At 42.2% G+C, this 22,120-nt stretch carries 28 protein-coding genes and 2 pseudogenes; 9 read left to right on the top strand and 21 right to left on the bottom strand.

Annotation, left to right across the window (positions count from 1 at the left end; translation table 11 throughout):
* Window positions 1-112: transposase (locus tag IM479_RS17015; RefSeq protein ID WP_071784045.1), on the top strand; the 112-nt coding region annotated here is incomplete at its 5' end.
* Window positions 113-764: 652 nt separating this feature from the next.
* On the opposite strand, the gene IM479_RS23090 is transcribed toward IM479_RS17015, so the two are convergent.
* The 5 genes from IM479_RS23090 to IM479_RS16995 all read right to left on the bottom strand — a co-directional run bounded on the left by IM479_RS23090 (window position 765) and on the right by IM479_RS16995 (window position 2,184).
* Window positions 765-884 (bottom strand): type II toxin-antitoxin system YoeB family toxin, encoded by a 120-nt coding sequence (locus tag IM479_RS23090; RefSeq protein ID WP_502845703.1) that lies wholly within the window; start codon window positions 882-884, stop codon window positions 765-767.
* 140 nt (window positions 885-1,024) lie between these two features.
* Window positions 1,025-1,312, bottom strand: a complete 288-nt coding sequence (locus tag IM479_RS17005; RefSeq protein ID WP_287684126.1) for a type II toxin-antitoxin system Phd/YefM family antitoxin — start codon at window positions 1,310-1,312, stop codon at window positions 1,025-1,027.
* A 113-nt stretch (window positions 1,313-1,425) separates the two neighbouring features.
* Complete coding sequence (locus tag IM479_RS17000; protein WP_002736772.1) at window positions 1,426-1,695, bottom strand: hypothetical protein; 270 nt, start codon at window positions 1,693-1,695, stop codon at window positions 1,426-1,428.
* On the bottom strand, window positions 1,643-1,981 hold the full coding sequence (locus IM479_RS23085; RefSeq protein ID WP_002803289.1) for a DUF6972 family protein: 339 nt from the start codon (window positions 1,979-1,981) through the stop codon (window positions 1,643-1,645). The genes IM479_RS17000 and IM479_RS23085 overlap by 53 nt, the downstream gene beginning before the upstream one ends.
* Window positions 1,982-1,986: 5 nt before the next feature.
* Entirely contained in the window at window positions 1,987-2,184 is a 198-nt protein-coding gene (locus IM479_RS16995) for a type II toxin-antitoxin system HicB family antitoxin (RefSeq protein ID WP_149107899.1), read from the bottom strand.
* 323 nt (window positions 2,185-2,507) lie between these two features.
* On the opposite strand from IM479_RS16995, the pseudogene IM479_RS16990 reads away from it, so the two are divergent.
* Window positions 2,508-2,758, top strand: a pseudogene (locus tag IM479_RS16990) (hypothetical protein).
* 275 nt (window positions 2,759-3,033) lie between these two features.
* Window positions 3,034-3,498, top strand: a complete 465-nt coding sequence (locus tag IM479_RS16985) for an SRPBCC family protein (protein ID WP_287076046.1) — start codon at window positions 3,034-3,036, stop codon at window positions 3,496-3,498.
* A gap of 73 nt (window positions 3,499-3,571) precedes the next feature.
* Here the strand turns inward: IM479_RS16985 and IM479_RS16980 are convergent, their stop codons facing one another.
* On the bottom strand, window positions 3,572-3,775 hold the full coding sequence (locus IM479_RS16980) for a ssl0294 family protein (RefSeq protein WP_002737727.1): 204 nt from the start codon (window positions 3,773-3,775) through the stop codon (window positions 3,572-3,574).
* A 70-nt stretch (window positions 3,776-3,845) separates the two neighbouring features.
* On the opposite strand from IM479_RS16980, the gene IM479_RS16975 reads away from it, so the two are divergent.
* From IM479_RS16975 to IM479_RS16960, 4 genes are all read left to right on the top strand, one after another.
* Window positions 3,846-4,361 (top strand): DUF1499 domain-containing protein, encoded by a 516-nt coding sequence (locus IM479_RS16975; RefSeq protein WP_287684127.1) that lies wholly within the window; start codon window positions 3,846-3,848, stop codon window positions 4,359-4,361.
* A 137-nt stretch (window positions 4,362-4,498) separates the two neighbouring features.
* On the top strand, window positions 4,499-4,996 hold the full coding sequence (locus IM479_RS16970) for a DUF427 domain-containing protein (RefSeq protein ID WP_287676109.1): 498 nt from the start codon (window positions 4,499-4,501) through the stop codon (window positions 4,994-4,996).
* 207 nt (window positions 4,997-5,203) lie between these two features.
* Entirely contained in the window at window positions 5,204-6,085 is an 882-nt protein-coding gene (locus tag IM479_RS16965; protein WP_287684129.1) for a 4-hydroxybenzoate solanesyltransferase, read from the top strand.
* A 189-nt stretch (window positions 6,086-6,274) separates the two neighbouring features.
* On the top strand, window positions 6,275-6,514 hold the full coding sequence (locus IM479_RS16960; RefSeq protein ID WP_158200090.1) for a DUF6737 family protein: 240 nt from the start codon (window positions 6,275-6,277) through the stop codon (window positions 6,512-6,514).
* Here the strand turns inward: IM479_RS16960 and IM479_RS16955 are convergent.
* The 7 genes from IM479_RS16955 to IM479_RS16925 all read right to left on the bottom strand — a co-directional run bounded on the left by IM479_RS16955 (window position 6,479) and on the right by IM479_RS16925 (window position 15,153).
* The gene (locus tag IM479_RS16955; protein ID WP_287684130.1) at window positions 6,479-8,779 is read right to left on the bottom strand and encodes an ATP-dependent helicase; all 2,301 of its coding nucleotides are present in this window, start codon (window positions 8,777-8,779) and stop codon (window positions 6,479-6,481) included. The genes IM479_RS16960 and IM479_RS16955 overlap by 36 nt on opposite strands.
* Window positions 8,780-8,872: 93 nt before the next feature.
* Complete coding sequence (tilS, locus tag IM479_RS16950) at window positions 8,873-9,847, bottom strand: tRNA lysidine(34) synthetase TilS (RefSeq protein WP_287684131.1); 975 nt, start codon at window positions 9,845-9,847, stop codon at window positions 8,873-8,875.
* Window positions 9,848-10,200: 353 nt separating this feature from the next.
* Complete coding sequence (gene hemF, locus IM479_RS16945; RefSeq protein WP_286826660.1) at window positions 10,201-11,223, bottom strand: oxygen-dependent coproporphyrinogen oxidase; 1,023 nt, start codon at window positions 11,221-11,223, stop codon at window positions 10,201-10,203.
* 184 nt (window positions 11,224-11,407) lie between these two features.
* Window positions 11,408-12,196, bottom strand: coding sequence for an ion transporter (locus IM479_RS16940; protein WP_286826661.1), 789 nt, complete (start codon window positions 12,194-12,196; stop codon window positions 11,408-11,410).
* Window positions 12,197-12,282: 86 nt separating this feature from the next.
* On the bottom strand, window positions 12,283-13,200 hold the full coding sequence (locus tag IM479_RS16935) for an NAD(+) kinase (RefSeq protein WP_046663339.1): 918 nt from the start codon (window positions 13,198-13,200) through the stop codon (window positions 12,283-12,285).
* A gap of 23 nt (window positions 13,201-13,223) precedes the next feature.
* A complete protein-coding gene (locus IM479_RS16930) occupies window positions 13,224-14,201 on the bottom strand; it encodes an SDR family oxidoreductase (RefSeq protein WP_286826662.1) in 978 nt (325 codons plus the stop codon).
* A 61-nt stretch (window positions 14,202-14,262) separates the two neighbouring features.
* Window positions 14,263-15,153 (bottom strand): S66 peptidase family protein, encoded by an 891-nt coding sequence (locus IM479_RS16925; protein WP_287684133.1) that lies wholly within the window; start codon window positions 15,151-15,153, stop codon window positions 14,263-14,265.
* Window positions 15,154-15,193: 40 nt separating this feature from the next.
* Here IM479_RS16925 and IM479_RS16920 point away from each other — a divergent pair.
* Window positions 15,194-16,053 (top strand): annotated as a pseudogene (locus IM479_RS16920) (Rpn family recombination-promoting nuclease/putative transposase).
* A 324-nt stretch (window positions 16,054-16,377) separates the two neighbouring features.
* The gene (locus IM479_RS16915) at window positions 16,378-16,578 is read left to right on the top strand and encodes a hypothetical protein (RefSeq protein WP_036389287.1); all 201 of its coding nucleotides are present in this window, start codon (window positions 16,378-16,380) and stop codon (window positions 16,576-16,578) included.
* Between the two features lie 17 nt (window positions 16,579-16,595).
* On the opposite strand, the gene IM479_RS16910 is transcribed toward IM479_RS16915, so the two are convergent.
* The 8 genes from IM479_RS16910 to IM479_RS16875 form a co-directional block, all read right to left on the bottom strand.
* Window positions 16,596-17,054, bottom strand: coding sequence for a cupin domain-containing protein (locus IM479_RS16910; protein ID WP_002758047.1), 459 nt, complete (start codon window positions 17,052-17,054; stop codon window positions 16,596-16,598).
* A gap of 48 nt (window positions 17,055-17,102) precedes the next feature.
* On the bottom strand, window positions 17,103-17,945 hold the full coding sequence (folP, locus tag IM479_RS16905) for a dihydropteroate synthase (protein ID WP_287076026.1): 843 nt from the start codon (window positions 17,943-17,945) through the stop codon (window positions 17,103-17,105).
* Between the two features lie 107 nt (window positions 17,946-18,052).
* Window positions 18,053-18,850: a hypothetical protein gene (locus IM479_RS16900; protein ID WP_287684134.1), complete on the bottom strand. Its 798-nt coding sequence runs from the start codon at window positions 18,848-18,850 to the stop codon at window positions 18,053-18,055.
* A gap of 156 nt (window positions 18,851-19,006) precedes the next feature.
* Complete coding sequence (locus IM479_RS16895; protein ID WP_287684135.1) at window positions 19,007-19,666, bottom strand: ATP synthase subunit B family protein; 660 nt, start codon at window positions 19,664-19,666, stop codon at window positions 19,007-19,009.
* 36 nt (window positions 19,667-19,702) lie between these two features.
* Window positions 19,703-20,176 (bottom strand): pantetheine-phosphate adenylyltransferase, encoded by a 474-nt coding sequence (gene coaD, locus IM479_RS16890; protein ID WP_002758057.1) that lies wholly within the window; start codon window positions 20,174-20,176, stop codon window positions 19,703-19,705.
* The gene (locus IM479_RS16885; RefSeq protein WP_045360724.1) at window positions 20,173-20,457 is read right to left on the bottom strand and encodes a DUF427 domain-containing protein; all 285 of its coding nucleotides are present in this window, start codon (window positions 20,455-20,457) and stop codon (window positions 20,173-20,175) included. The genes coaD and IM479_RS16885 overlap by 4 nt, the downstream gene beginning before the upstream one ends.
* A 33-nt stretch (window positions 20,458-20,490) precedes the next feature.
* Window positions 20,491-20,808, bottom strand: a complete 318-nt coding sequence (gene trxA / locus IM479_RS16880) for a thioredoxin (RefSeq protein ID WP_149979133.1) — start codon at window positions 20,806-20,808, stop codon at window positions 20,491-20,493.
* A 480-nt stretch (window positions 20,809-21,288) separates the two neighbouring features.
* Window positions 21,289-22,120, bottom strand: an 832-nt coding sequence (locus IM479_RS16875; RefSeq protein ID WP_287699504.1) for an RNA-guided endonuclease InsQ/TnpB family protein, incomplete at its 5' end; no start/stop codon positions are given.

Here is a 22,120-nt window from a genome sequence, read left to right as displayed (position 1 = left end):
GGTCGAGGGAATCAACAATAAACTTAAACTAATAAAACGAAGAGGCTATGGCTTTAGAAACTTTCGGAATTTTTGGGTTAGAAGTATGTTATCTTGGCATCTTGTCTGTTGATTTAGCATAAAGAGTAACGAAGAGCCAGTAATATCCGTGAAGCAAATTTTGCTTATGAAGCAGCAGTCTCCCGCTCTGACGTTTTTCAGGCAATCAAGTTTTTAATTGAACCTAGCCATAACCTTTACGTGGATCAAATCGTACTGAATCCAGCAAGAGTTGAGAAAACCTAAACTCTAAGAAGAAAGGTACCATATATATGGTGCCAAAAATCAAATTTTCCGAACTTAAGGCACTTTGGGTGGTGTGGCCGCCTTATTCTTGAAGATGTCTATTCAATACATGATGATTTGGGTATGATTATAATTGTTACCGTATGGATGAGGTACAGAGAAGCCTTTCTACATCTTGGTTTTATCCTGTTGAGTATTTTTTCCTTTGTTTTCCTAGTTTTACTGTTAATCCGAGCAATTGGAGAGCTTTCTAAGTGTGGGGAGACAGGTGAAAATTTTCCCTATCGTAAGCATCACCCTCGCCGCTTCAGATGATGTTTTTGAGGTTGATGTGTTTCATTTTTGAATTGGCGGCGGATGACGATGAATGATTTTAGAACTTCGGATAGCAAATTTAAGAAAAGCTTTTCCTGACAAAAAATAGCTTTTTTTCCGGTGCTTACCCTAACGGGAGTCCACGATGTAACGATGTCTTAACGCTACTCATAATGTGTCCACATCCGCAGGATTTTAACTATACCCTCAGATTGAATAACTTCGTACACAAGACGATGCTGAATGCTTATTCGCCGAGAGTACACACCATTCAAATCTCCCACTAACTTTTCCTAAGGCGGGTGATTTTGGAATGGATTGACCTGAAGAATGTCAAGCAACATCTGCGCTTTATTTTTTAAATGACTAGAATTAAGCTTCTTAGCGTCTTTCTGCACCTGTTTGGTGTAAACCAATTTCCACCCTACCATTCTAGCTCCTCAGCACATTCTTCAACCGGCGTTGCCAGTCCCTCCCGAATGGATTCTCGCATCCCCGGAATTGAGAGGAGATATAACGTTTCTTGTACCGATTTCCAATCCCCTTCAGATAGCAAAACTGCATTACCATCGCATCCCTCAATAATAATGGGTTCGTGGGAAACAGTCACTGAATCAATCAAATCCTGCAACTTTTGTTGAGCCTCATTAACCGGGATCATAAATCCTCCTAATTGTTTTCTACCAGCGCCGAAAGAAAATCCTCCGATCATCCTAGCGCCAATTACCCAAACCTGACTCCATTCGTAACTATCTCGGCGCTTACCCTAACGGCGCTGGTCAGTGGATATTCTGACTTCATTCCAAACGACAAGTTTAAGCAAATCTAAGCGCTTTCCTCACTAGATAATCGTCCTTCAATCGGTTCGTATTCATCTTCCAAGAGCCAGAGTTGAGCCTCTTCATAATCTGGAAACGCCTTGACGAGACGGTACTTTTCAGCAGGATCAAAAACATAACACCCCCTCGCCTTATCGATCAACACTAGCAGGATATAGGGAGGGGACTGCATGGAATCCACCCAAACTTCTAGGAAGCGCCAATTATCCTTCACTAGGTCGGGTTCGAGGAATTGCGTGATATTGGTTGTTTGCATTAATCTTAACCTCGCCGTAGAATAAAGAAGACTTTAAACCATCTGGGCTGATACGACAACCAATCGCTTCGGCAAAGAATAGCCCATAGCGCTCATAGTTTCGAACATTACCCGTGTATTCACCCCTTTCCATGATAGCCTGAATAACTCGTAGCATTGTATCTTCATCTTTAAACACATGAATAGCTCGTCCTCGTAACAGTAATCTCCGTGATTGTGGAGTATTCGGTAGATGTTTAGAAATATGCTTAGCGTCAAGAAAAATCTCGCGATTAATTCCGCTCATAATGGTTAGACTTCGGCGTTTCTAATAATTGCTGGAATCGGCAGGCCGTCTTCCGCTAAAGCCGCAATATAACCGGTAATCGCCTCTTTTATATTAATCAAGGCTTCTTCTTTCGTTTTTCCCTGACTAACACAGCCTTTGAGACTTGGACACTCCACAATCCAATAGCCATCTTCGTCTCGATGTACAATGACTTGCCTCATTTTCCCACTCGCTCTTTAAGAAGTGTTAATAATTACCCCTAATCATAGCAAGCAACTCAGCCAAATTTATTTACCGTTCCTGCATTATCCTTCCCCCAACGTCATCTCTAGATTTAGTCCAGGCACTGAAGAATACTTACACTAGCGGCTCTGGTTTTTCGCAACCAAAGTAAATTACATATCTTAAATTGAGAGTAACTAAACTTGACAATCGGTTTAACAATGCGCTAGAGTAACTGAAACTTCTAAACTGTAACGCTGGCTGAAGGGAAGCTATTAATTTCAACTAAATTTCTTTACTACTAAACTAAGAAAATATAATTATGACAAACTATCAAACAGAAATTAAAATCAAAGTTCCCTTAAACGTTGCTCAAAATTATTGAAATGCAACCGAAGAAGAACGCCAAAAAATAGCAGAAAAAAAATCGCTTTTTATGTTCAATCTTCAAATTTATCTAGAAAAGAATCTCTGGACAAATTATATAAAACGATGGATACTATTGGACAAAAAGCACAAGAGAAAGGATTAACCCCTGAAATTTTAGAATCTCTCTTAAATGAAGATGACTAAACGCTTTGTTATCGATACCAATGTTATTATCAGTTAATATCGAGGGTTTACGCCAACGTTTTCGAGAGTTGCTCAAGCTAGTGAAAAAGTGAGCTTGAGAGCAGTTATCTTAATGGTGAGGTAGGAAGTTTTCGTTTTGGGTAGCAAATTAGGTTATACTTCAATGTTAAGAAATGTAACCAAGTACAAAACCCTTACTGTTGCCTTGTCTAAACAGTTAACTTTATTTTTGTCCGACTACTGAAATTCTCAGCCAGCAATTTATAAGCAGATCAATGTCATCTTGTCAAGTATTTGAACAATCAATTCAGATTAAAGCTAGTGCCACGACGGTGGAGCGTTGTATCACGGATTTAGAGTTAATGCGTCGCTGGTTGAATCCGGTGTTAGTTTGTGAACCTATCGGGGATTGGAAGACCGATATCGGTGGTAGAAGTCGTTTTTTGATTCAAATCCCCCTAATTCAGCCGACGCTGAAAAGTACGGTGATTGAGAGAGAACCGGGGTTAATTGTCTGGCAATTTGAAGGCTTTTTTCGCGGTTGCGATCGCTGGGAATGTCAACCCAATGATCGCGGCACTTGTCTAATCAATCGTTTTGAGTTTGCCATTCCTAATCCAGTTGTGGGGTGGGGATTCCAGCAATTCGCCGCCAAATGGACGAAAAAGGATATGGAAGCGCAATTAAGACGCTTAAAACGAGTAGCCGAGGAAATTTATCTACTTTCAGCCGAAAGTTAAGCTGATGGGGTGGTAAGCGGGGGGTGTTGGGGATGGGAGAATACCCTTATCCCCAACAGCTAACTCCTAATCCCTAATCGATCGAGATCGACTGGGGACTGTTGCCGTTATCCTGATTATTGTCGTTAAAACTGACTAATCCCTGCTGTTCCAACCATTTTTTGAGGGGATCGTCCGAAAGTTTCAAGCGCAGTAATCCCGAGGCAAAACCACCGAAAAAAGCGATCGGTTGTTGAATCAGTTCTTTAACAACGGGTTGTAATTCATCGAGAAACATCTTATTCTATCTCCTGATATTGTCACACCTATCAATGTTAAGTTAATTGAAGTGATTCTGTAAGACTAGCATGACTGAAACTTCCGACACGGTGAAAAAATCTTTCCGGCTAACCCCGTTTATTTTCCTAGTAATACTGCTCATCTGGCTAGGAATTAGGTTAATTGCTCCCGATAGCGTCAGTTTATTCGCAGGTACTCGTCCCGATTATTTGGGAGTCAGGGAGGGTAAACTGGCCCCTTGTCCGGTCACTCCTAATTGTGTTAGTAGTCAGAGTCAGGATCAGGCTCATTCGATCGAACCCCTTAGTTATCAGGGTAGCGGCCAAGAAGCGATCGAGCAATTAGCTAAAATTATCGCTTCCCAACCGAGAACTAAAATTATTAACCAAGATAGTAACTATCTCTACGCCGAATTTAGCAGTCAATGGATGGGATTTGTCGATGATCTGGAATTTTCTCTCAATCCTAACAAAAATGCGATCGATGTTCGCTCGGCCTCCCGGTTAGGAGAATCGGATTTAAATGTCAATCGAGAGCGAGTGGAAACCCTGAGAAAACTCTTTTCAGTAAACAGTGAGCAGTGAGCAGTGAGCAGTGAGCAGTGAGCAGTAAACAGTAAGCAGTGAAAAGACAGCAGTAAACTGCCATTTGATGATGATCACTTAAAACTCAAAACTGATAACTGATAACTGATAACTGAATACTATAAACTTGAAAAATTATGTTTCGTCCCCAACCGATACCAGCAAAAGCAGGACAGGAATCCGTCTGGGATTATCCGCGTCCCCCGCGCCTAGAATTATCGCCTAAACACCTAAAAATTATCTTTAATGGTGTGATAATTGCCGATACTAAAAGCAGTTATCGAGTTCTAGAAACCAGTCATCCCCCAGTTTATTATCTACCACCCCAAGATATTAAAATGGAATACCTGCAAGCGACAGCAGAAAAGTCTTTTTGTGAGTGGAAAGGTCTAGCGGGATATTACAATATCACCGTTGGCGACCAACAGGTAATTAACGCCGCTTGGTATTATCCGGAGCCAACACCAGAGTTTCAGGCAATTAAGGATTATCTGGCTTTTTATCCCGCCAAAATGACCGCTTGTTATGCCGACGGCGAATTAGTACAACCGCAACCGGGCAACTTTTACGGGGGATGGATAACCTCCGATGTGGTTGGTCCGTTTAAAGGCGTTCCCAATAGTTGGGGCTGGTAATCAGGTTAAGTAAGTAGTCGTGCAAAATTAACTTCTTGGTTAGGAAAGGCAAAAGGCACTCATGCAAAAGTCAAAAGGCAAGAGGCAGCTTTGTTCTCCCTGCTCCCCACACCCTACACCCTACACCCCACACCCTACACCCCACACCCCACACCCCACTTCCCCATCTCCCCGTTAACTCCTAGTTTCTACTTTTGACGAGAAATTATGACTATATCCCAACCCGATCTAGAACCCACTTGGATGACGATTATTCGCCTCTTGCGCTGGGATAAACCCGCCGGTAGGTTAATTTTGATGATTCCCGCTTTATGGGCGGTATTTTTGGCGGCAGACGGGGTGCCACCGCTACCCTTGATCGGGGTGATCATTTTGGGAACTTTGGCCACTAGCGCCGCCGGCTGTGTAGTTAACGATCTTTGGGATCGGGATATCGATCCACAAGTCGATCGCACCCGTAACCGTCCTTTAGCGGCCAGAGCTTTATCGATCAAGGTTGGTCTGATTATCGCTCTGATTGCTTTCTTTTCTGCCGCAATTTTAGCTTTATATCTCAATTTCCTGAGTTTTTGCCTATGTTTAGCCGCCGTTCCCTTGATTATCTGCTATCCTCTGGCCAAGCGTTTTTTTCCTGTACCCCAATTGGTTCTTTCTCTCGCTTGGGGTTTTGCCGTTTTAATCTGTTGGAGTGCCGTCACCGGGTCGTTAAATAGTAATACATTTATATTATGGGGAGCGGTGATTTTTTGGACATTGGCATTTGATACAATTTATGCTCTGTCCGATCGAGAGGATGATCTCAAGGTTGGTATTAACTCTAGTGCCATATTTTTCGGCAAATACGCCCCGGAAGCTGTGGGGGTCTTTTTTGCCCTGACAGTGGGTCTATTGGCTTGGGAGGGGCAAAAACTGCAATTATCAGCCTCTTTTTGGCTAGGGTTGGGTCTAGCTGCGATCGCTTGGTTGCGTCAATACCGGCTGTTACGTCAATCGGATTTACCTAAACCAGTTTATGGTCAAATGTTCGGTCAAAATGTTTGGGTCGGTTTTATTTTATTAGCGGGTATGATTGCAGGGAGTTATTTTTAAATAAGTAAATCGAGTAATTTTTTACTCTTTCGGTCTTCCTAGGTGTTTTTTAAGCTCGATCGCTCTAAAATTGAGTTAGTAACTAGCCAGACAGAATTAATTAGACATATCTAACCACCTCTTGCCTTTTGCCTATCCTAACCAAGAAGTTAATTTTGTCCTACTACTTAAATTACTGATCCGTAACCAATGTCTAACTCGAAATCCGATAACGTTTGGGACCACAAACCCCGTTGGTGTCAACCTTGGTCGATTCTGTTGACAGGAATTACCCTGATTGCTGGGTGTTGGTTTTTAACCCAGCGTCTCTGGTTAACTCTACTCCTATCTATTCCCATACTCCTTTGGTGGTTTGTCTTCCTAATTCTTTATCCGCGGACGCTGCAGCAACAGTTAAACACAGAAAGAATCGGGGAAAGCATTGATTAAAACAGGAAAGACAGGACAGGGATTTTTATCCTGTAATTGACTACTTTCATCCCCGCGAAAAGTGTTCCAACGAAAAGGAGCTTTTTTTTCACTCGACATCCATAAAAGTCTTTTTGCTCGCGTCATCGCTACATACAAAAGTCGGTATTCTTCAGCTTTTTTAAGTTGTCCAGCTTCTAACCAAGCGCTTAAAGGTGGGGGAATAATTGGTATGCTGTCGGGGTTTAAATAGCGTTGATGAACTGCTGCTCGAATTTGCGCCCGGGACACTTCTGCGAGGGTAAAATCTCCCAAAAATTTTGCCCCATTGGGAACCCAAGGTTTGCCCGGGATAATATCTTCGTGAAGAAAGGGAATAAAAACATAATCCCAGTCTAAACCCTTGGCTTTGTGCATAGTAATAATCGTCAGTTGTCCGGGACGAGTATAACAATCGTCGTTATCTTCTTCCACTCCTTCAAAGCGCTCGGAGGCGATAATTTCATTGAGAGTATTAATTGTATTTTTTAGAGAACTATTACCGGCAGTTTCCTGATCAATACGGGCGTTTAATTTTTGCAAAGTGGCTAATTCTGACCCCGAATATTGGAGAGTCATAGCGAAAAAAGATAAGAGTTGATAATGGGGTAATTCTAATCTAGCTTTTAGTAAACTGCAGCAATAACGACGGGCGATTTTTTCGTTAGATTTGAGTTCAGGATCGAGGGGAGTGGGATAAAGAAATTGTTCGGGATAGGTAACTAAAGGATTTAAGTCTTGGGCAGTAATTAAACCCCTAAATTGTAGCACTTCTAAAGCCCCCTTGAGATAATCGGGAGAGTGGGGACGTTCGACAAAAGCTAATAGTTTCAGCATTTCGGCGGGAATTTGGGAAAAGCGATCGATCTCGTTAGCTTCAAAAAGTCTGATTTGATAACTTTTATAAAAATGGGCAAATTTTTGAGCAAAAAAGTGTCCCTGTCGATTTTCTCTAACGAGGATAGCCGCATTATGTTGAGGATTTTCTTGGAGTAATTTAACTAGACGTTTTTCAATTAATTCCACTGTTTGATAAATGTCATCGGGTTGATAAATTTCTAATCCTTTTCCCTCCTTAACTGGATTAGGTTGGGGATCTTCGGCACTGACGGGAAGAATCGCTTGAACTCGAAAAGGAGCCTCGGTAACTTTATGATTATCTTTTCCCTGTTTCCAATCTCGATCGACCCATTGTAAAACTAAATTAGCAGCTTCAATAATTTTAGTATTGCTGCGACCTGCTTGGTTCATAGTCGATAAATTGCCTTCGTTTTGACAACTTTCACAAAACCAATTAAAGTAAACAGGATCGGCAGGGGTAAAGGTAGAATTAATCGCTTGATTGGGATCGCCCACGCGAATTAAATTAGGTATTTCCCCGTCATTATTTTTTGCTAAAATAGTAATTAGTTTTTCTTGGAGAGGACTAGAATCCTGTGCCTCATCTTCAAAGACTCCAAAGACAGATTTTTGCCATTGTCGGCGAATTTTTTCTTCATCTAATACTCGCAAGGCTCCTAAAATCATGTCATCATAATCTATATAGTTTTTCTGACGCATCAGGATTTCATACTGTTGGTACAAACCACTAGCAATAGCGAGAATTTGATAATTATCGTCGGTGTAGTGGCTTAATTCCCAGACTTGCTGCGGTGATAATCCCGAACTTTTTAGCTCATGAATGGCCGTATAGGCAAGACTAGGTAAAATTTCGGTTCTCAACACCGATTGACGGCGTAATCTTTCTGTTTCTTCCCCATCAAATTCCACTCCTTCTAATAACTTTTGATAACGGATTGGGTCAGTAATTAGCCATTTTTCCACCGAGTTTCTAATAATTCTGTGGCTAGGAGTCGGAATAACTAAGGTAGAAGATTCGAGGTCTAATCCCGATAATTCCGAGTAACGACGGGCCAATTGTAGGGCCAGTCCGTGCAGAGTTTGGACGCTGAAACCTTGGGACGAAAGTTGTAAATCTTGCAAGCGTTGTTTAATTTTAGCTTTAATACTAGCGGCAGCCGAGCGCGTATAGGTGACAATAATTAACTGTTTTTTAGCATGAAGTTGCTCACGAGCAATAACCATAGCGGCAGCTACGGCCAAACTGTGGGATTTTCCTGCCCCCGGCACCGCAGAAATGGCCATTTTTCCCCCTTGCCAATCGGCTAATTCCTGTTGTCCGGCTCGCAGTTGTTGCCGGAGATTGACCAGTAAACTTTCTCGATCAATTACTTTAGTTTCGCTCATTATTCTACGCCAATTTTATTTTTAGTTTAATTGTATTACTATTAACACTGTCCACTTAAAACTGTAATCTGATAACTGATAACTGATAACTGATCACTGATCACTGATATATAGCCAATTTTGTTGTACTTCTACTCGAATTTTGCCGGTTAAGGAGGAAGTGGCATCGCGATTAACACCGGTAATGAGATTAACCACTGACTCAACTTCGGCAAAATTAGGGGATGAGGGTAAATATTGAGCCAAAAATAAACGAATCACTCGTCTTTGTATCGCTAGAGGTAGAATTTGTAAAGGGGAGCGATCGAGTCTTTGTTGATCTAGATCGATAACCTGGCGAAAAATATCCTGGGCAATACTATCTAAATAATCGCTTTCTGCTTCCAAAATTTCGGCAGTTTGGGCGAGATGTTTTTCGATTTGGGGATTTAAATTAGTTTGCAGGTAGGGTAATAATTCCTGACGGATGCGATTGCGAGCATAGCGTAAATTCTCATTAGCTCGATCGTACCAGATCGGTAATTCTCGACTTTGACAAAAAGCCAAAGTTTCCCCGCGAGTGACATTTAAGAGGGGACGGACTAAAAAAATATCTGGGGTTAAACTTGTCAACCAAGTTAAGGCAGAAAGTCCATCACTACCTGCCCCGCGCATGAGATTATAAAGAAAAGTTTCCGCTCGATCGCTCCTCGTGTGTGCCGTGAGAAGATAATTAAAACCCTGTTGTTGGGCTATTGTTTGTAAAGCTTGATAACGCCATTGTCTGGCCTTGGCTTCAGTTTCCGCCATGGGGGGTGCGGTGGTAATATAAACAGGTAATTGCCAAATTTCGGCGATTTCCCGCACATGAGTGACTAATCCTCGGTCGGAGGACCAACGGTGATCACAATGAGCGATCGCTAGTTGCCAACCCCAACGAGAGCGCAAATCCAGCAATAATTGCCCTAAACAGAGGGAATCCTGACCTGCCGACAATGCCACTAACAGAGACGCATTTTTAGGTAGTAATTGTCCCTTTTTCACCGTGGTTTCCAGACGAGTATGGAGAGGTGTCCAAAAATTAGCCAAAATTTTTAGATTTATTTACTTGACAAGGGTGTGGAAAGTATTTTCAGTGAACAGTGAACAGTAATCAGTGATCAGTAATCAGTGATCAGTAAACAGTGATCAGTGATCAGTGATCAGTGAACAGTAAACAGTAAAAAGACAGTAGGAAACTGCTATTTAATACTGCTCACTTAATACATAATGCTCACTTAAAACTCAAATCTGGTAACTGGTAACTGGTAACTGATAACTGATAACTGATAACTGATAACTGATAACTGATAACTGATAACTGATAACTGATAACTGATAACTGATAACTGATAACTGGTAACTGGTAACTGATAACTGGTAACTGATAACTGATAACTGATTTAAGCTTGCCAATTAACCCAATCTTGGGGTTTTAGGAAGACATCATAGAGTTTTGCTTCTGGGGTGTTTGGTGCAGGTTGATAACAGTATTCCCAACGGACTAAAGGAGGTAAAGACATCAAAATCGACTCGGTACGACCGTTAGTTTGCAGCCCAAAAATTGTGCCACGATCATAAACTAAATTAAATTCTACATAACGACCGCGACGATAGAGTTGAAACTGACGTTCTCTGTCACCGTATTCCGTCGAGTGCCGTTTCTGGACAATAGGAACGTAAGCGGGTAGAAAAGCTCGGCCACAGTCATTAATGAAACTAAAAATTTCTTCCCAGTTGCGGGGTTGTTGGGGAGATAATTTTTCTGAATAGATAGCGGCATCACTTTCGGCAAAAGGACCACGATAGAGAGGGTCTAAACCGTCTTGATAATCAAAGAAAATCCCGCCGATGCCTCTGGCTTCCTGACGATGATTGAGATAAAAATATTCATCACACCAGCGTTTAAAAACGGGATAATATTCGGGATGATGTTGGTCGCAAACCTGTTTAAAAGTGCGGTGAAAATGACTAGCATCTTCTTCAAAAGCATAGTAGGGAGTTAAATCAGCACCACCGCCAAACCACCAAACCGGACCTGCTTCAAAATAGCGATAATTGAGGTGAACTGTGGGAATATAAGGATTGCGAGGATGCAAGACCATCGAGGTTCCCGTGGCATAAAATTCATGACCAGCAGCCTCGGGCCGTTGTTTGGCAATGCTAGGAGGTAATTCTTTCCCCCAAACTTCCGAAAAATTCACCCCTGCTTGTTCAAAAATTGCCCCTTCCCGCAAAACTCGCGAACGTCCGCCGCCACCTTCGGGCCGTTGCCAACTATCTTCGATAAATTTTGCTTGTCCATCCACTTCTTCTAATCCCTGACAAATTTCATCCTGTAGGGATTTCATAAATTCACTGACGCGGCTACGGCTGTCACTGGCGGGCAAATTGGCAAGGGTGGGGGTTGTGGTGAATGCAGTCATACTCAAGGATCAAAGTTGATAACTCAGTGATTATATTACTACTGGGTGATGAAACGGCCGCTCTTCGATACTTAACTTAACATTTAGACGGATTGGAAGTGGGGAAGTGGGGGAGTGGGGAGAATAAATAAAAATAATCTCCTGACGACCGGCGACCGGCTCCTGAATTTCGCCAGAATTAGTCTCAATCAGGTTTTTTTAAGAGTTTTGCCCCACAGTTTTTACAAAAATTGGCATCTATATCGTGACGGGGTAAACCACAATCTGGACAAGGATAATCAATTTGAGTGCCAGATTTTAATAGTTGTTTAGTCAGATCGCTAATTTGCAAGGGAATTAACAAAACTCCCGTTAAAATCATTAAAACTGCCACCATTTTGCCCCCATCAGAAAGGGGAGTTACATCCCCAAATCCCACGGTAGTCATAGTCACGACAGCAAAGTAAAAAGCATCAAAAAATGTCCGATAAACTTGGGGATTAATTGGGTGTTCGATCTGATAAATTAAACCTGCATAGACAAAAATAATCGAAAATAGAGTTAGTAATATGCGAGTAAATACTATCTGATCGGAAGTTTTAATCCGAAAAATAGAAAGATCGGAACCAAAAAAACGAATCACTCGCAAAATTCTAAACCAGCGAAAAATTCTAAAAAATCTAATATCAAAAAAACCAAAAAATAGGGGCAAAATTGACAATAAATCTAGAATGGAAAAAATATTAAAAACAAAGCCTAGTTTTGATTCCGCACACCAAAACCGAATTAAATACTCTAGGGAAAATAAGCTTAAAATTCCCCAATCAAGCTGACGTAACCACATTTGCCAAGTGACGGATAAGGGATAGGTTTGAGCCACATAGATCCCCAAAGATAGTAAAATTAATGCCAAGATAAGCAGATTTACCGTCAGTCCGATCGCCGTGGTGACATCCTCTAAATAAAAAGCTATTTTGGCACGAAAAGGGATCATAAATTAAGCTATCAGTAAACAGTAACCAGTAATCAGTGAACTGAAAGCTCACATCTGATAACTGATCACTGATAACTGATAACTGATTAAGGTAATTCCACCGAAGTTGGTTTAGCAATATGAGGTAAACCCCAACCTAATTTTTCCCGGAGGATGCGGAAGAATTCCGTGGATTGCAGACGAATAAAATGGACTTGGTGGGGCGATTTCTGCACATTAATTCGATCTTCTGGCAAGATATAAGAACCGCCATTACCGTCCACTACCATCACCATCCGATTAGCAGTTGCTGGGAAAATATTTACCGTTTCCTTGTCAGAAAATACCAAAGACCTCGAAGCTAAAGAATGGGGACAAATGGGAGCTAATTGTAATACCGGCACATCGGGAGTTATTACCGGACCCCCGGCGCTGAGAGCATAGGCAGTAGAACCGGTAGGAGTGGAGAGAATCACCCCATCGGCAGCGATATCGACGGGTGCGTGTTCACCAATTTGAATCTCAAAATGACACATACTGGTGAGGGGTTCCCGGTGGACGACCACCTCATTGAGAGAAAGTGCCTCCCAGAGGAGGGTATCTTCGCGAAACAGTCGCACCGTGATCATCGAGCGATTTTCGATGGTGTAATTCCCCTCTAAAACCTGCTCTAAGGCGGGTTCAAGCTGATTTAGGTAAATTTCGGTCAAAAAGCCCATGTGTCCCGTATTGACCGTTAACAGGGGCAAATTGAGGGTGGCCAACTGCCGGGCCGCCGATAGGACTGTACCATCGCCCCCCAACACGATCGCAAAACTTAAATCCTGATCGAAGTGGGGGGGGACTAACTGATCGATCGGGGTAAAACAAACCGGACGAGAGGGTTTGGAATGGCCTAGCAGGCCACCGCTGCCAGTAGCCATAAACACCTGCCAACCTAAAGAAAGTAGCTGATCTTGTATCTGATGGGCTGTTTTACAAGCGATAGGCTTAATATCGTTGTAAATAATGCCGATTTTGGGCATTGACAAATTTTCCTACTGCTGGTTCACGCTTTCTTTTTGAAAGGAGTTTTCTTCTTCTTCTGAGCTTTTTGTTTCTCGAAGTCGATTTCCTTGAGCTTCTTGAGAATGCGGCTAAAGTATTCTTGTAAATAGGATTCTAAAGTAGTTGTTTGACTCGGATCAAGGCCAAATACTTGATAAACTTCTTCCATTGGGCCATCAAGAGCTTGACCACTAGCGAGAACTTCCGCAAAAGCTAGTCGGTCAGATATATTATAAGTCCATTGGAAACAACGGCTTATTCCCCGCATAAAACGCAGTAATCCCATGGGTAAACGCCAAATTTTCCCCTCTTTACCCGATAAGCGTTCGCAAACTTCGATAATTTCTTCAGCTTTCCAAGCTTTGCTGCCCACCACAGGATAGGATTGACCGACGGTTTCGGGGACTTCTAGGGCGCGAACGGCGAATTTGGCGATATCTTGGGTGTCCATGTAGGCGATTGCTGTACTTTCCCCCGTGATCCAGACCGTTTGATTATCTAACATCGGGATGGCGTATTGACCGATTAAACCCTGCATAAAGCCACAGGGACGCAGAATTGTATATTTTAACCCCGATTCTGCTAGAAATTTCTCTGTACAGCGTTTTATCTCCATTAAAGGCACGTTGGGATATTTTTCGGCATTGAGAATCGAAAAGAAAATAAAGCGATCAACTCCCGCAGTTTTGGCCGCTTGAATCAGATTAACTTTACCATCCCAATCCACCTGTTTAATGCTGGCTGAGTCCGTCGCCCGGGCAGTAGCGGCATCGATCACCGCGTCCATTCCCTCTAAAGCGGCAATAATGGTACTCTTATCCCGTAGGGTTCCCCCGACTAATTCTGCGCCCCATTCCTTCAAAAAAGCCGCTTTTCTCTGACTGCGTACCAAACAACGCACTTGATGTCCCTGATCGATGGCATGACGCACGATCTGTCGCCCTAGGGTTCCTGTCGCACCGACAACTAATACTTTCATCTATAATTAATTTTTTGTTACATTTGTTAACACTTCTCTAAGATACTATCAAAAAAGTGGATCATTGGGGATAGAAAAATTCTAAGATTCCCCGATCCCCGTCCAGTTCTACCATTGTTCCCACCGGTAAAGCGGCATTATCGCCATCATGACCGAAAGGTAACTCAGCAATAACCGCAATGCCTAAATCGCCCAAACGCTCTTTTAAGACTTCCTCTACGGTTTGACTATCACTGTCGGGGGCTGCCAGACAACGGCTAAAACGACCGAGAGCAATGCCTTTAATTTGGGAGAAAATGCCCAGCATTCGCCACTGAGTTAACATTCGATCGATCCGGTAGGGGGCCTCGGTTACGTCCTCTAGGGCTAAAATTACCCCCTCTAGGGTGGGTTGAACCGAGGTTCCGAGGAGATGGGTGGCTACGGTTAAATTAGCTGGTAATAAGCGTCCCCGCACTTTGCCCCCACCCCAACCTTGACCGACAAGAGGGGCTAAAGGACGACCTTCCAGAAGAGAAAAGAGGCGATCGATTGATTGGGGACTTTCTTGGGCTAAGGTGGTTAAAACTGCCCCGTGAACGCTACAAATACCCTGTTTCGCTAAACTCCATAAAATCCCCGTCACGTCGGAAAAACCGATTAACCATTTCGGGTTAGTTTTTGCCCATGTCCAATTTTCCAAGAGGCGAGCGCTACCGTAACCCCCCCTAGCGCAGAGAATTGCTTGACAATCGGGATCTTGCCATGCTTGGGCTAAAGCTTGACGACGTTGCTCGTCGCTACCAGCGAGATAACCGAGACGATTAGCCCAATTATCGCTCAATTCCACTTGATAACCCCTCGATCGCCAGATTTCTACGCCTTTTTCTAGGGCGGCTAATTCCTTGACGGCTCCACTGGTGGCCACCAGAGAAACTTTAGCACCGGGTTGCAGAAACGATGGGATGATCATAGGCAGATTAAGCTGAAATTACAGGCAATTTTGTGGCAGCATGAAAACTGACAGCATATTCTATCGAATGTTTCTCGATTTTCCCGATTCGTTCTTTGAATTAATCGCTCAACCCGATGCTATCGTTAGCAATTATCGATTTACTTCCCAAGAAGTTAAACAACTAGCTTTTCGATTGGATGGTTTATTTTTGCCGCTCGATCATCTAGAAAATTCGCCCTTTTATCTGGTAGAAGTGCAGTTTCAAAAGGATGAAGACCTATATTATCGATTATTTTCGGAACTTTTCTTGTATCTTAGACAGTATAAACCTTTGTCACCGTGGCAGATAGTTGTTATTTATCCTAGCCGAGAAATTGAGCGAGAACATCCCCGCAATTTGCCGATTTTTTATCCCTAGCAAGGGTTAAAAGAATCTATCTGGATGAATTGCCAAATGACGAGACTCCTTCCTTAGGGATCGCCATGATCAAATTGGTTACGGAAAGTGAGAGTCAAGCTATCAATTCTGCTAAGATTTTAATTAAACAGGCTCAAAGAGAAGTGAGCGATCGCTTAGTACAGAAAAATGTCATTGATTTAATCGAAACGATAATCATTTATAAATTACCCCAAAAAAGTCGAGAGGAAATTGAAGCTATGTTGGAACTGCAAGACCTAAAACAAACTCGTTTCTATCAAGAAGCTTTTGGAGATGGAATTGAACAGGGAATTGAACGGGGAATTGAACAGGGAATTGAACAGGGAATTGAACGGGGAATTGAACAGGGAATAAACTTGCAAAAATTGAAAACAATTCCTCTACTGCAAGACCTCGGTTTAACCCCGCAACAAATCTCGGAACGCTTAGACTTGAATCTGGAAACAGTGCTTAACTATTTGGCACAACAGCAACAATAATCAATCCTGTTTCAACAGTCTAGAAAAGCAGTAATTGCTAAGTAGTGGTAAAATGAATAGTAGCGAATCAGTGACCTTTAGGCTATCAGCGATAACTCGATGAATAACGACTTATTGACTTTTCTCTTTTGTGTTGCCCTTCTCATTCTCTATCTAGTTTTTTCAGCTTTAACCGAGATGGGAACAAAATGGCCTTGGACAAAAAAATAAGAGAAATACTTATAAAGGTTAATAAACATAAAATCGGGTCAGGGATTCGGTCATTGGAAAAATTCTAGAGATTTGCTATCTAAACAATTAACTCTATCGCTCTACTGAGAAAATATGAAACTAATTGGTGATATTTCCCTGAGCTTGGATTTATTCTTGTTGCTTTTTTTCTGGCATTGTCTCATCGGTGGCATTGCTACAGTCATCGCTATCAATAAAGGCTATCCAAGATTAAATTGGCTAATCTTCGGACTTCTGGGAGGAACCTTTACCTTTTTTATCGCCCTCTTTCTAGAAAAAAAGCCCAAAATTTAAGGGATGATATTGCTTGATTATCCTTTAATAGTTCCCATCAACACCTCTAAATCTTCTGCGTCTAACTCCTCTGGGATGCCATTACGAATTAATTCCGAAAAATCCTCATTGGGAACCATAAAACATAGTGCATAAAGTCTTCCGTCCCCCACATTTCTAATCTCGTGAATACCTGTGGGACGGACTAATAAACTATCCCCCGGACCTAGGGGAATCGGTTTACCATCACAGATAGCCATTCCTTCCCCTTTGAGGATAAAAAACATTTCTACGGCAAAATGATGACGATGGGTAGGGGTGCGACCGTGGGGATCGAAAATTTCCACACAAACGGTCAAGGAATCCCCCGCTACGGTAGAATCGAAGACGATCGCTAAACGATTCGTATCCCCAGCACTAATGCGAAAAACTTGATAATCCCGGGGAGATCGAATCACGGGTAACATACAATGATCGCTAGTTAGTTGGCTATTCATCGCTGATTTCGATCGAAGTGTGGATGATTCTAAGACTAGCAAAAATTTTCAACTTCGCTCGATTGCGTCCACCACTTTACTCACATCTACGATCGCATCCACATCATGGACGCGCAGGATATCGGCCCCCTTAGCGATCGCTATTGCACAGGCCGCCGCCGTTCCGAAAACTCGTTCTTTTGGGTCATCTTTGCCTGTAATCTCGCCAATAAAGCGTTTTCTCGACAATCCAATTAAAATAGGTAAGTCTAAATCCCGAAATTGCCCTAATTCTCGCAATAACTCAAGATTTTGTGTCCCGGTTTTGGCAAAACCAATCCCTGGATCGATGATAATATTTTCCCTAGCAATACCCCAATGTAAAGCTTCCTTAACGCGATCCTGTAAAAATTCTTTAATTTCCTTGACTAAATCGTCATAATGTGTTAAAGATTGCATGGTTTGCGGATTGCCCCGCAGGTGCATGAGGATGATGGGAACGGCCAATTTAGCCACCGTGGGCAATAATAGGCGATCGAAGGTTCCCCCAGAAATATCATTGATCAAATCGGCCCCAGCGGCGATACCTTGGGCTGCCACGATCGCCCGGGTAGTATCGAGAGAGATAGGAATAGAACTTTGTTGTCGAATAGCAGTGATTACGGGGATAACTCGCGATAATTCTGCTTCTAGGCTAATTTCTTCGGCTCCCGGACGGCTGGATTGACCCCCGATATCGATTATATCAGCCCCGGCCTCGATCATTTTCATTGCCTGTAGCAGGGCATTTTCAACATTGTCAAATTCTCCCCCATCACTAAAACTATCGGGAGTAACGTTTAAAACACCCATGATATAGGTGCGTTTTCCCCAAGCAAAAATATGTTCACGAATTGCCGTTAAACTTGACATAATACTAAATCCTGTTTCAAAAGTATAGGAAAGTGGGAACTGGGGAAAAAGGAGCAGGGAGAATAAATAAAAATAATCTCCTGAATACTGATAACTGACGGTGATAGTTAATTTTTAGGTAGGGAAGAATCTTTTAATTCAAAATAAGCTTGTACTTCTTCTTTCCAGAGTTGATATTTTTCTTGAATTAGTTGATATTGACTAGCAAAATCGAGGGGCAAATCAACGAGATTGGTATCGATATCGGATTGCACTAATTCCCGTTCGATCAGGGTTTCTCGGATAAATTTTAAACATTCTTGTCTCAAAGTTTCCGCTTGATCAATAATTAGCTGGACTTGATTAATTGCTCGATCGTACAATCGGGTTTGTGAATGAAAAATTTCGGAAGATGCGGCCAGATTTCGCAGTCTATGTAATTGATTTCTCTTTTCTACTAAACTGGCAATTTTGGGGTTAATTTCAAAAAGCAAGGTTTTCACCAGAGGAGCCAAGCGGCGAGTATTAGTATAATCGTAGTTATCAAGGTCTGATTTAATCAGGTGTACCTTTTGTAAATCGACGGTAATATCGTGGAATTGTATCTCGGTTTCGGTGATGGTGGGATGAATCGTTTTAACTTTCCAAGTAGTAATAGAAGTCAACTGCTGGCGATCACTATTAACCATTTGCCGCTCCATTTTCAGCACATCAAGGGGAATGCTATAAAGTTTTTTCTCAGGAATATAGATGACATCGCTACCGAGAATGCGATCGATTTTAGGACGACGATATAAATAATGATACAGGAATCGATAAAAGCTTTTACTGCCTTGAAATATCTGGACAAATAACCAAATTTTCCAGCTGAATAACCCGCTAAGAAAGCGTCCGAATAGATGGGAATTCGAGGAGGGGTTATTCATGAAATTCCGTGATCATTTATTAGTGAGATATTAGGGGTTGGCTGCTTTTCAGTGGTAAGCAAACAGTAATCAGGGATAAAGATGAAGATAACTAACTAATTAACTTAAAACTTACATCTGATAACTGATAACTGATCACTGATCACTGATCACTGATTAAGGACGTTCTCCGGGTAGATTTTTTGACGATGTTGGTTTCGATCTTACCTGTTGACGACCGTTGCGAATAACTTGTAACATTTCCCCTAATTCTCGATCGAGATGTTCTAAAACTGCTTCAGCATAGTCGTCAGCGCCTTTTTGAATTTCATGACATTCCGCTTGGGTTTTTTGTCGTAACTGTTGCACTTCCTGCACGGTGCTGTGACGCATCTGTTCGATTTCATCGAGGGTTTGTTGTTGCAAGGATTCACACTCCTGCTGAACCCGTTGACGAATTTGGGCCGCCTGCCGTTCTGCTTGTTGAATAATACCGGACTCATCGAGAATTTGGGCAGCCCTTTGTTGAGCGGAACGAAGGACTTGTTGAGCGTATTCCTCCGCTTTAGTGATAATTTCCTGTTCTTCCTGCAAAATTGCTAAAGCTTTCTGTACTGCCGGTGGCACGGTTTCATAGATGAGATCGATCTGTTCGGATATCTGTCCCTCATCGATGATTGTCCAACGGGTAAGGGGGATATGGAAACTATCAAAAATCATCTCTTGCAGACGCGCCAAATCCTGATAGATATCGAAATCGACGGGTGGACTGGGAACCCCACTATTAGAAGTGTTAGGTACTGCTTTTCTGCGATCATTAGGTTCTCGGCGCGCCATAGGTTCAGATCGTCCTCATTGCTGTATTCTAGTATGTTAACTGTAGTATGAGTAAATATCTCTAGAAACGTTTTCTGGGACTAGATGGGTGACGGAGCCACCGAATTGAGCGATTTCTTTAACCACGCTACTGCTTAAAAAACTATATTCTTTGGTGGTGGCTAAAAAAACCGTTTCGATCCCTTCCCAGAGGGTTTTATTGGTATGGGCCATTTGCAGTTCTTTTTCAAAGTCTGAGAGGACCCGCAACCCCCGCAACAGCACCTTAGCGCCTTTCAATCTGGCATATTCAACCGTCAATCCTGAAAAACTGTCTATCTCAACGTTTTTCAGGTGTTTTGTACAGTAACTGATCTGTTCTATGCGTTTTTCGACGGTAAATAAGGGGTTTTTATGGGGATTGCAAAGAACTGCCACGATTACTCGCTCGAATAGTGGCACACTGCGTTCGATAATATCTAAATGACCGAGTGTAACTGGATCGAAGCTGCCGGGGTAGATGGCGATCATTTCTCAACCTGCACACCTCGCCAAAAAGCGATATATCCTTTAATATTTTGGGCTTTTGGTTTAGGATCGGGATAATACCAAGCGGCATCTTTATTGTCCTGTCCATCTACCCTAAGAGTATAATAACTAGCCTCTCCTTTCCAAGAACAAATGGTATGGGTGTTACTGGATTGAAAATATTCAGCTTTGATGGTATCGGGGGGAAAATAGTAGTTTCCCTCGACAATTTCGCAGTTATCGCTTTCCGCTACCACTGCACCATTCCAAATCGCCTTTGCCATGACACTAACTCCTAGTTCTGGTTCAAAATTATCTTACAACAGAGTTTGTAAATGTTGAACCAGTTGGTTAACCTGCACCACTCCCTCGATTCGATCGATCGGTTGACCATTTTTAAAGACTACTAAAGTCGGTAAAGCTTGAATACCGTACTTACTGGCTAAATTGGGATATTTGTCTGTATCAATTTTGACAATTTGTAGGCGATTTTTGAAATACATTCCCGTTTGTTCTAGAATCGGAGCCATCATTTGACAAGGACCGCACCAAGTGGCATAGAAATCCACTAACACGGGGAGATTAGTGGTTTGCAACAGTTCCTGAAAACTGGAAAACTCTTTTTTGACTGCCATAAATTGTCACCTCGCCGGAAAAATAGCCTTTTCCCTACTATAGCTTTTCTAAATGTCCCTTATAATAAATCCGTTGATTATAGGCCACTTATGAGGATAGGCACTCATGCAAGAGGCAAAAGGAGGAATAAATAATCAGTCTTTAATAACCGGATTTGGTATTAGACCTCCTGCAAAAGTAAGTTCTCGAGGTGCTATCGGCTCAAAATATCTTAAAACTCAGATAAATTTGCGATAATTTTCGGTTTTATGGCTAGGATAGTTGTCTCTTGTCTTTTTTCTCCTCATCTCCCCATCTCCCCATCTCCTATCTCCCTACCTCCCCATTTCCTGTCTCCTATCTCCTGTCTCCTTACCTCCCCATCTCCTGTCTCCTGTCTCGGAGTCTCCTGTCTCCTCACCTAACGGAAGATTTTTGATTTCTCCAGAGCAGTCATCGATCGCCGGGAAAATGCTAAGTTAATTGACATACTCCCACCGTCAAGCTACGCTGTGACGGGGGATTCTTGACCCATCGCTGTTAGAAATTCCTTGTTCAACGAGACAGCTTAGATTCTCAATGTCTCCACTGAAAATCCAGAGACCGGACTCTCCCAAGGCGTTTGGGTCGGTTTCTGTTTGCCCAACAGTACCGTTGAGATAATTTCCCAAATATTGTAACCCTTTTTTAAGAATATTTATTGCTGCATTATGATCCCTATCTAAGATTGTTTTACAGTTAGGACATTGATGAGTTCTAGTGCTTAATGTTTTTTGAACTCTTGTTCCACAAACTGAACAATCTTGAGAAGTGAAATGCGGTGGTACAGCAACACAAACAATCCGATAAATCTTGGCAAAATAATTCAACCATTCGGTGAATTGATACCAAGAAGCATCAGAAATCGACTTAGACAGCTTACGGTTTTTGACTAAGTTTCTTACCTTTAAAGCTTCATAGACTACCAGATCATTAGACTGGACTAACGCCAAAGCGTCTTTAATTGCTTTGTTTTTACGTTGTCTTGATACTTTCAAGTGAAGTTTAGCTACTTTTACCCGTTGCTTGTGATAGTTGTTAGACTGTTTCTTTCCTTGACGAAATCGTTTTGATAATCTCCTTTGTGCTTTTTGAAGTCGTTTTTCTGACTTTCTTAAATAACGTGGATTCTCTACAGTATTACCTTGGGCATCAGTATAAAATTCTTTTAACCCTAAGTCAATTCCTGTTATTTGTCCCGTTGGTTTATGGTATTCTTGCCGTTCTACGTCAATCAAAAACTGGCAATAATAACCGTCAGCACGTCTAACAACTCTTACCCGTTTAATCTGT

Origin of the sequence: Microcystis sp. M165S2, assembly GCF_020245885.1 — a bacterium.
Classification (GTDB): Bacteria; Cyanobacteriota; Cyanobacteriia; order Cyanobacteriales; family Microcystaceae; genus Microcystis.
Note: the sequence above shows the minus strand (reverse complement) of the source record. Positions and strands in the feature narration are given on the sequence as shown.

Bases quoted from the DNA above. Each gene is read 5' to 3' on its own strand.
- IM479_RS17005 (WP_287684126.1), bottom strand. From the start codon at position 1,312: ATGATCGGAGGATTTTCTTTCGGCGCTGGTAGAAAACAATTAGGAGGA.
- IM479_RS17000 (WP_002736772.1), bottom strand. From the start codon at position 1,695: ATGCAAACAACCAATATCACGCAATTCCTCGAACCCGACCTAGTGAAG.
- IM479_RS23085 (WP_002803289.1), bottom strand. From the start codon at position 1,981: ATGAGCGGAATTAATCGCGAGATTTTTCTTGACGCTAAGCATATTTCT.
- IM479_RS16995 (WP_149107899.1), bottom strand. From the start codon at position 2,184: ATGAGGCAAGTCATTGTACATCGAGACGAAGATGGCTATTGGATTGTG.
- IM479_RS16985 (WP_287076046.1), top strand. From the start codon at position 3,034: ATGTCATCTTGTCAAGTATTTGAACAATCAATTCAGATTAAAGCTAGT.
- IM479_RS16980 (WP_002737727.1), bottom strand. From the start codon at position 3,775: ATGTTTCTCGATGAATTACAACCCGTTGTTAAAGAACTGATTCAACAA.
- IM479_RS16975 (WP_287684127.1), top strand. From the start codon at position 3,846: ATGACTGAAACTTCCGACACGGTGAAAAAATCTTTCCGGCTAACCCCG.
- IM479_RS16970 (WP_287676109.1), top strand. From the start codon at position 4,499: ATGTTTCGTCCCCAACCGATACCAGCAAAAGCAGGACAGGAATCCGTC.
- IM479_RS16965 (WP_287684129.1), top strand. From the start codon at position 5,204: ATGACTATATCCCAACCCGATCTAGAACCCACTTGGATGACGATTATT.
- IM479_RS16960 (WP_158200090.1), top strand. From the start codon at position 6,275: ATGTCTAACTCGAAATCCGATAACGTTTGGGACCACAAACCCCGTTGG.
- IM479_RS16955 (WP_287684130.1), bottom strand. From the start codon at position 8,779: ATGAGCGAAACTAAAGTAATTGATCGAGAAAGTTTACTGGTCAATCTC.
- hemF (WP_286826660.1), bottom strand. From the start codon at position 11,223: ATGACTGCATTCACCACAACCCCCACCCTTGCCAATTTGCCCGCCAGT.
- IM479_RS16940 (WP_286826661.1), bottom strand. From the start codon at position 12,196: ATGATCCCTTTTCGTGCCAAAATAGCTTTTTATTTAGAGGATGTCACC.
- IM479_RS16935 (WP_046663339.1), bottom strand. From the start codon at position 13,200: ATGCCCAAAATCGGCATTATTTACAACGATATTAAGCCTATCGCTTGT.
- IM479_RS16930 (WP_286826662.1), bottom strand. From the start codon at position 14,201: ATGAAAGTATTAGTTGTCGGTGCGACAGGAACCCTAGGGCGACAGATC.
- IM479_RS16925 (WP_287684133.1), bottom strand. From the start codon at position 15,153: ATGATCATCCCATCGTTTCTGCAACCCGGTGCTAAAGTTTCTCTGGTG.
- IM479_RS16915 (WP_036389287.1), top strand. From the start codon at position 16,378: ATGAAACTAATTGGTGATATTTCCCTGAGCTTGGATTTATTCTTGTTG.
- IM479_RS16910 (WP_002758047.1), bottom strand. From the start codon at position 17,054: ATGAATAGCCAACTAACTAGCGATCATTGTATGTTACCCGTGATTCGA.
- folP (WP_287076026.1), bottom strand. From the start codon at position 17,945: ATGTCAAGTTTAACGGCAATTCGTGAACATATTTTTGCTTGGGGAAAA.
- IM479_RS16900 (WP_287684134.1), bottom strand. From the start codon at position 18,850: ATGAATAACCCCTCCTCGAATTCCCATCTATTCGGACGCTTTCTTAGC.
- IM479_RS16895 (WP_287684135.1), bottom strand. From the start codon at position 19,666: ATGGCGCGCCGAGAACCTAATGATCGCAGAAAAGCAGTACCTAACACT.
- coaD (WP_002758057.1), bottom strand. From the start codon at position 20,176: ATGATCGCCATCTACCCCGGCAGCTTCGATCCAGTTACACTCGGTCAT.
- IM479_RS16885 (WP_045360724.1), bottom strand. From the start codon at position 20,457: ATGGCAAAGGCGATTTGGAATGGTGCAGTGGTAGCGGAAAGCGATAAC.
- trxA (WP_149979133.1), bottom strand. From the start codon at position 20,808: ATGGCAGTCAAAAAAGAGTTTTCCAGTTTTCAGGAACTGTTGCAAACC.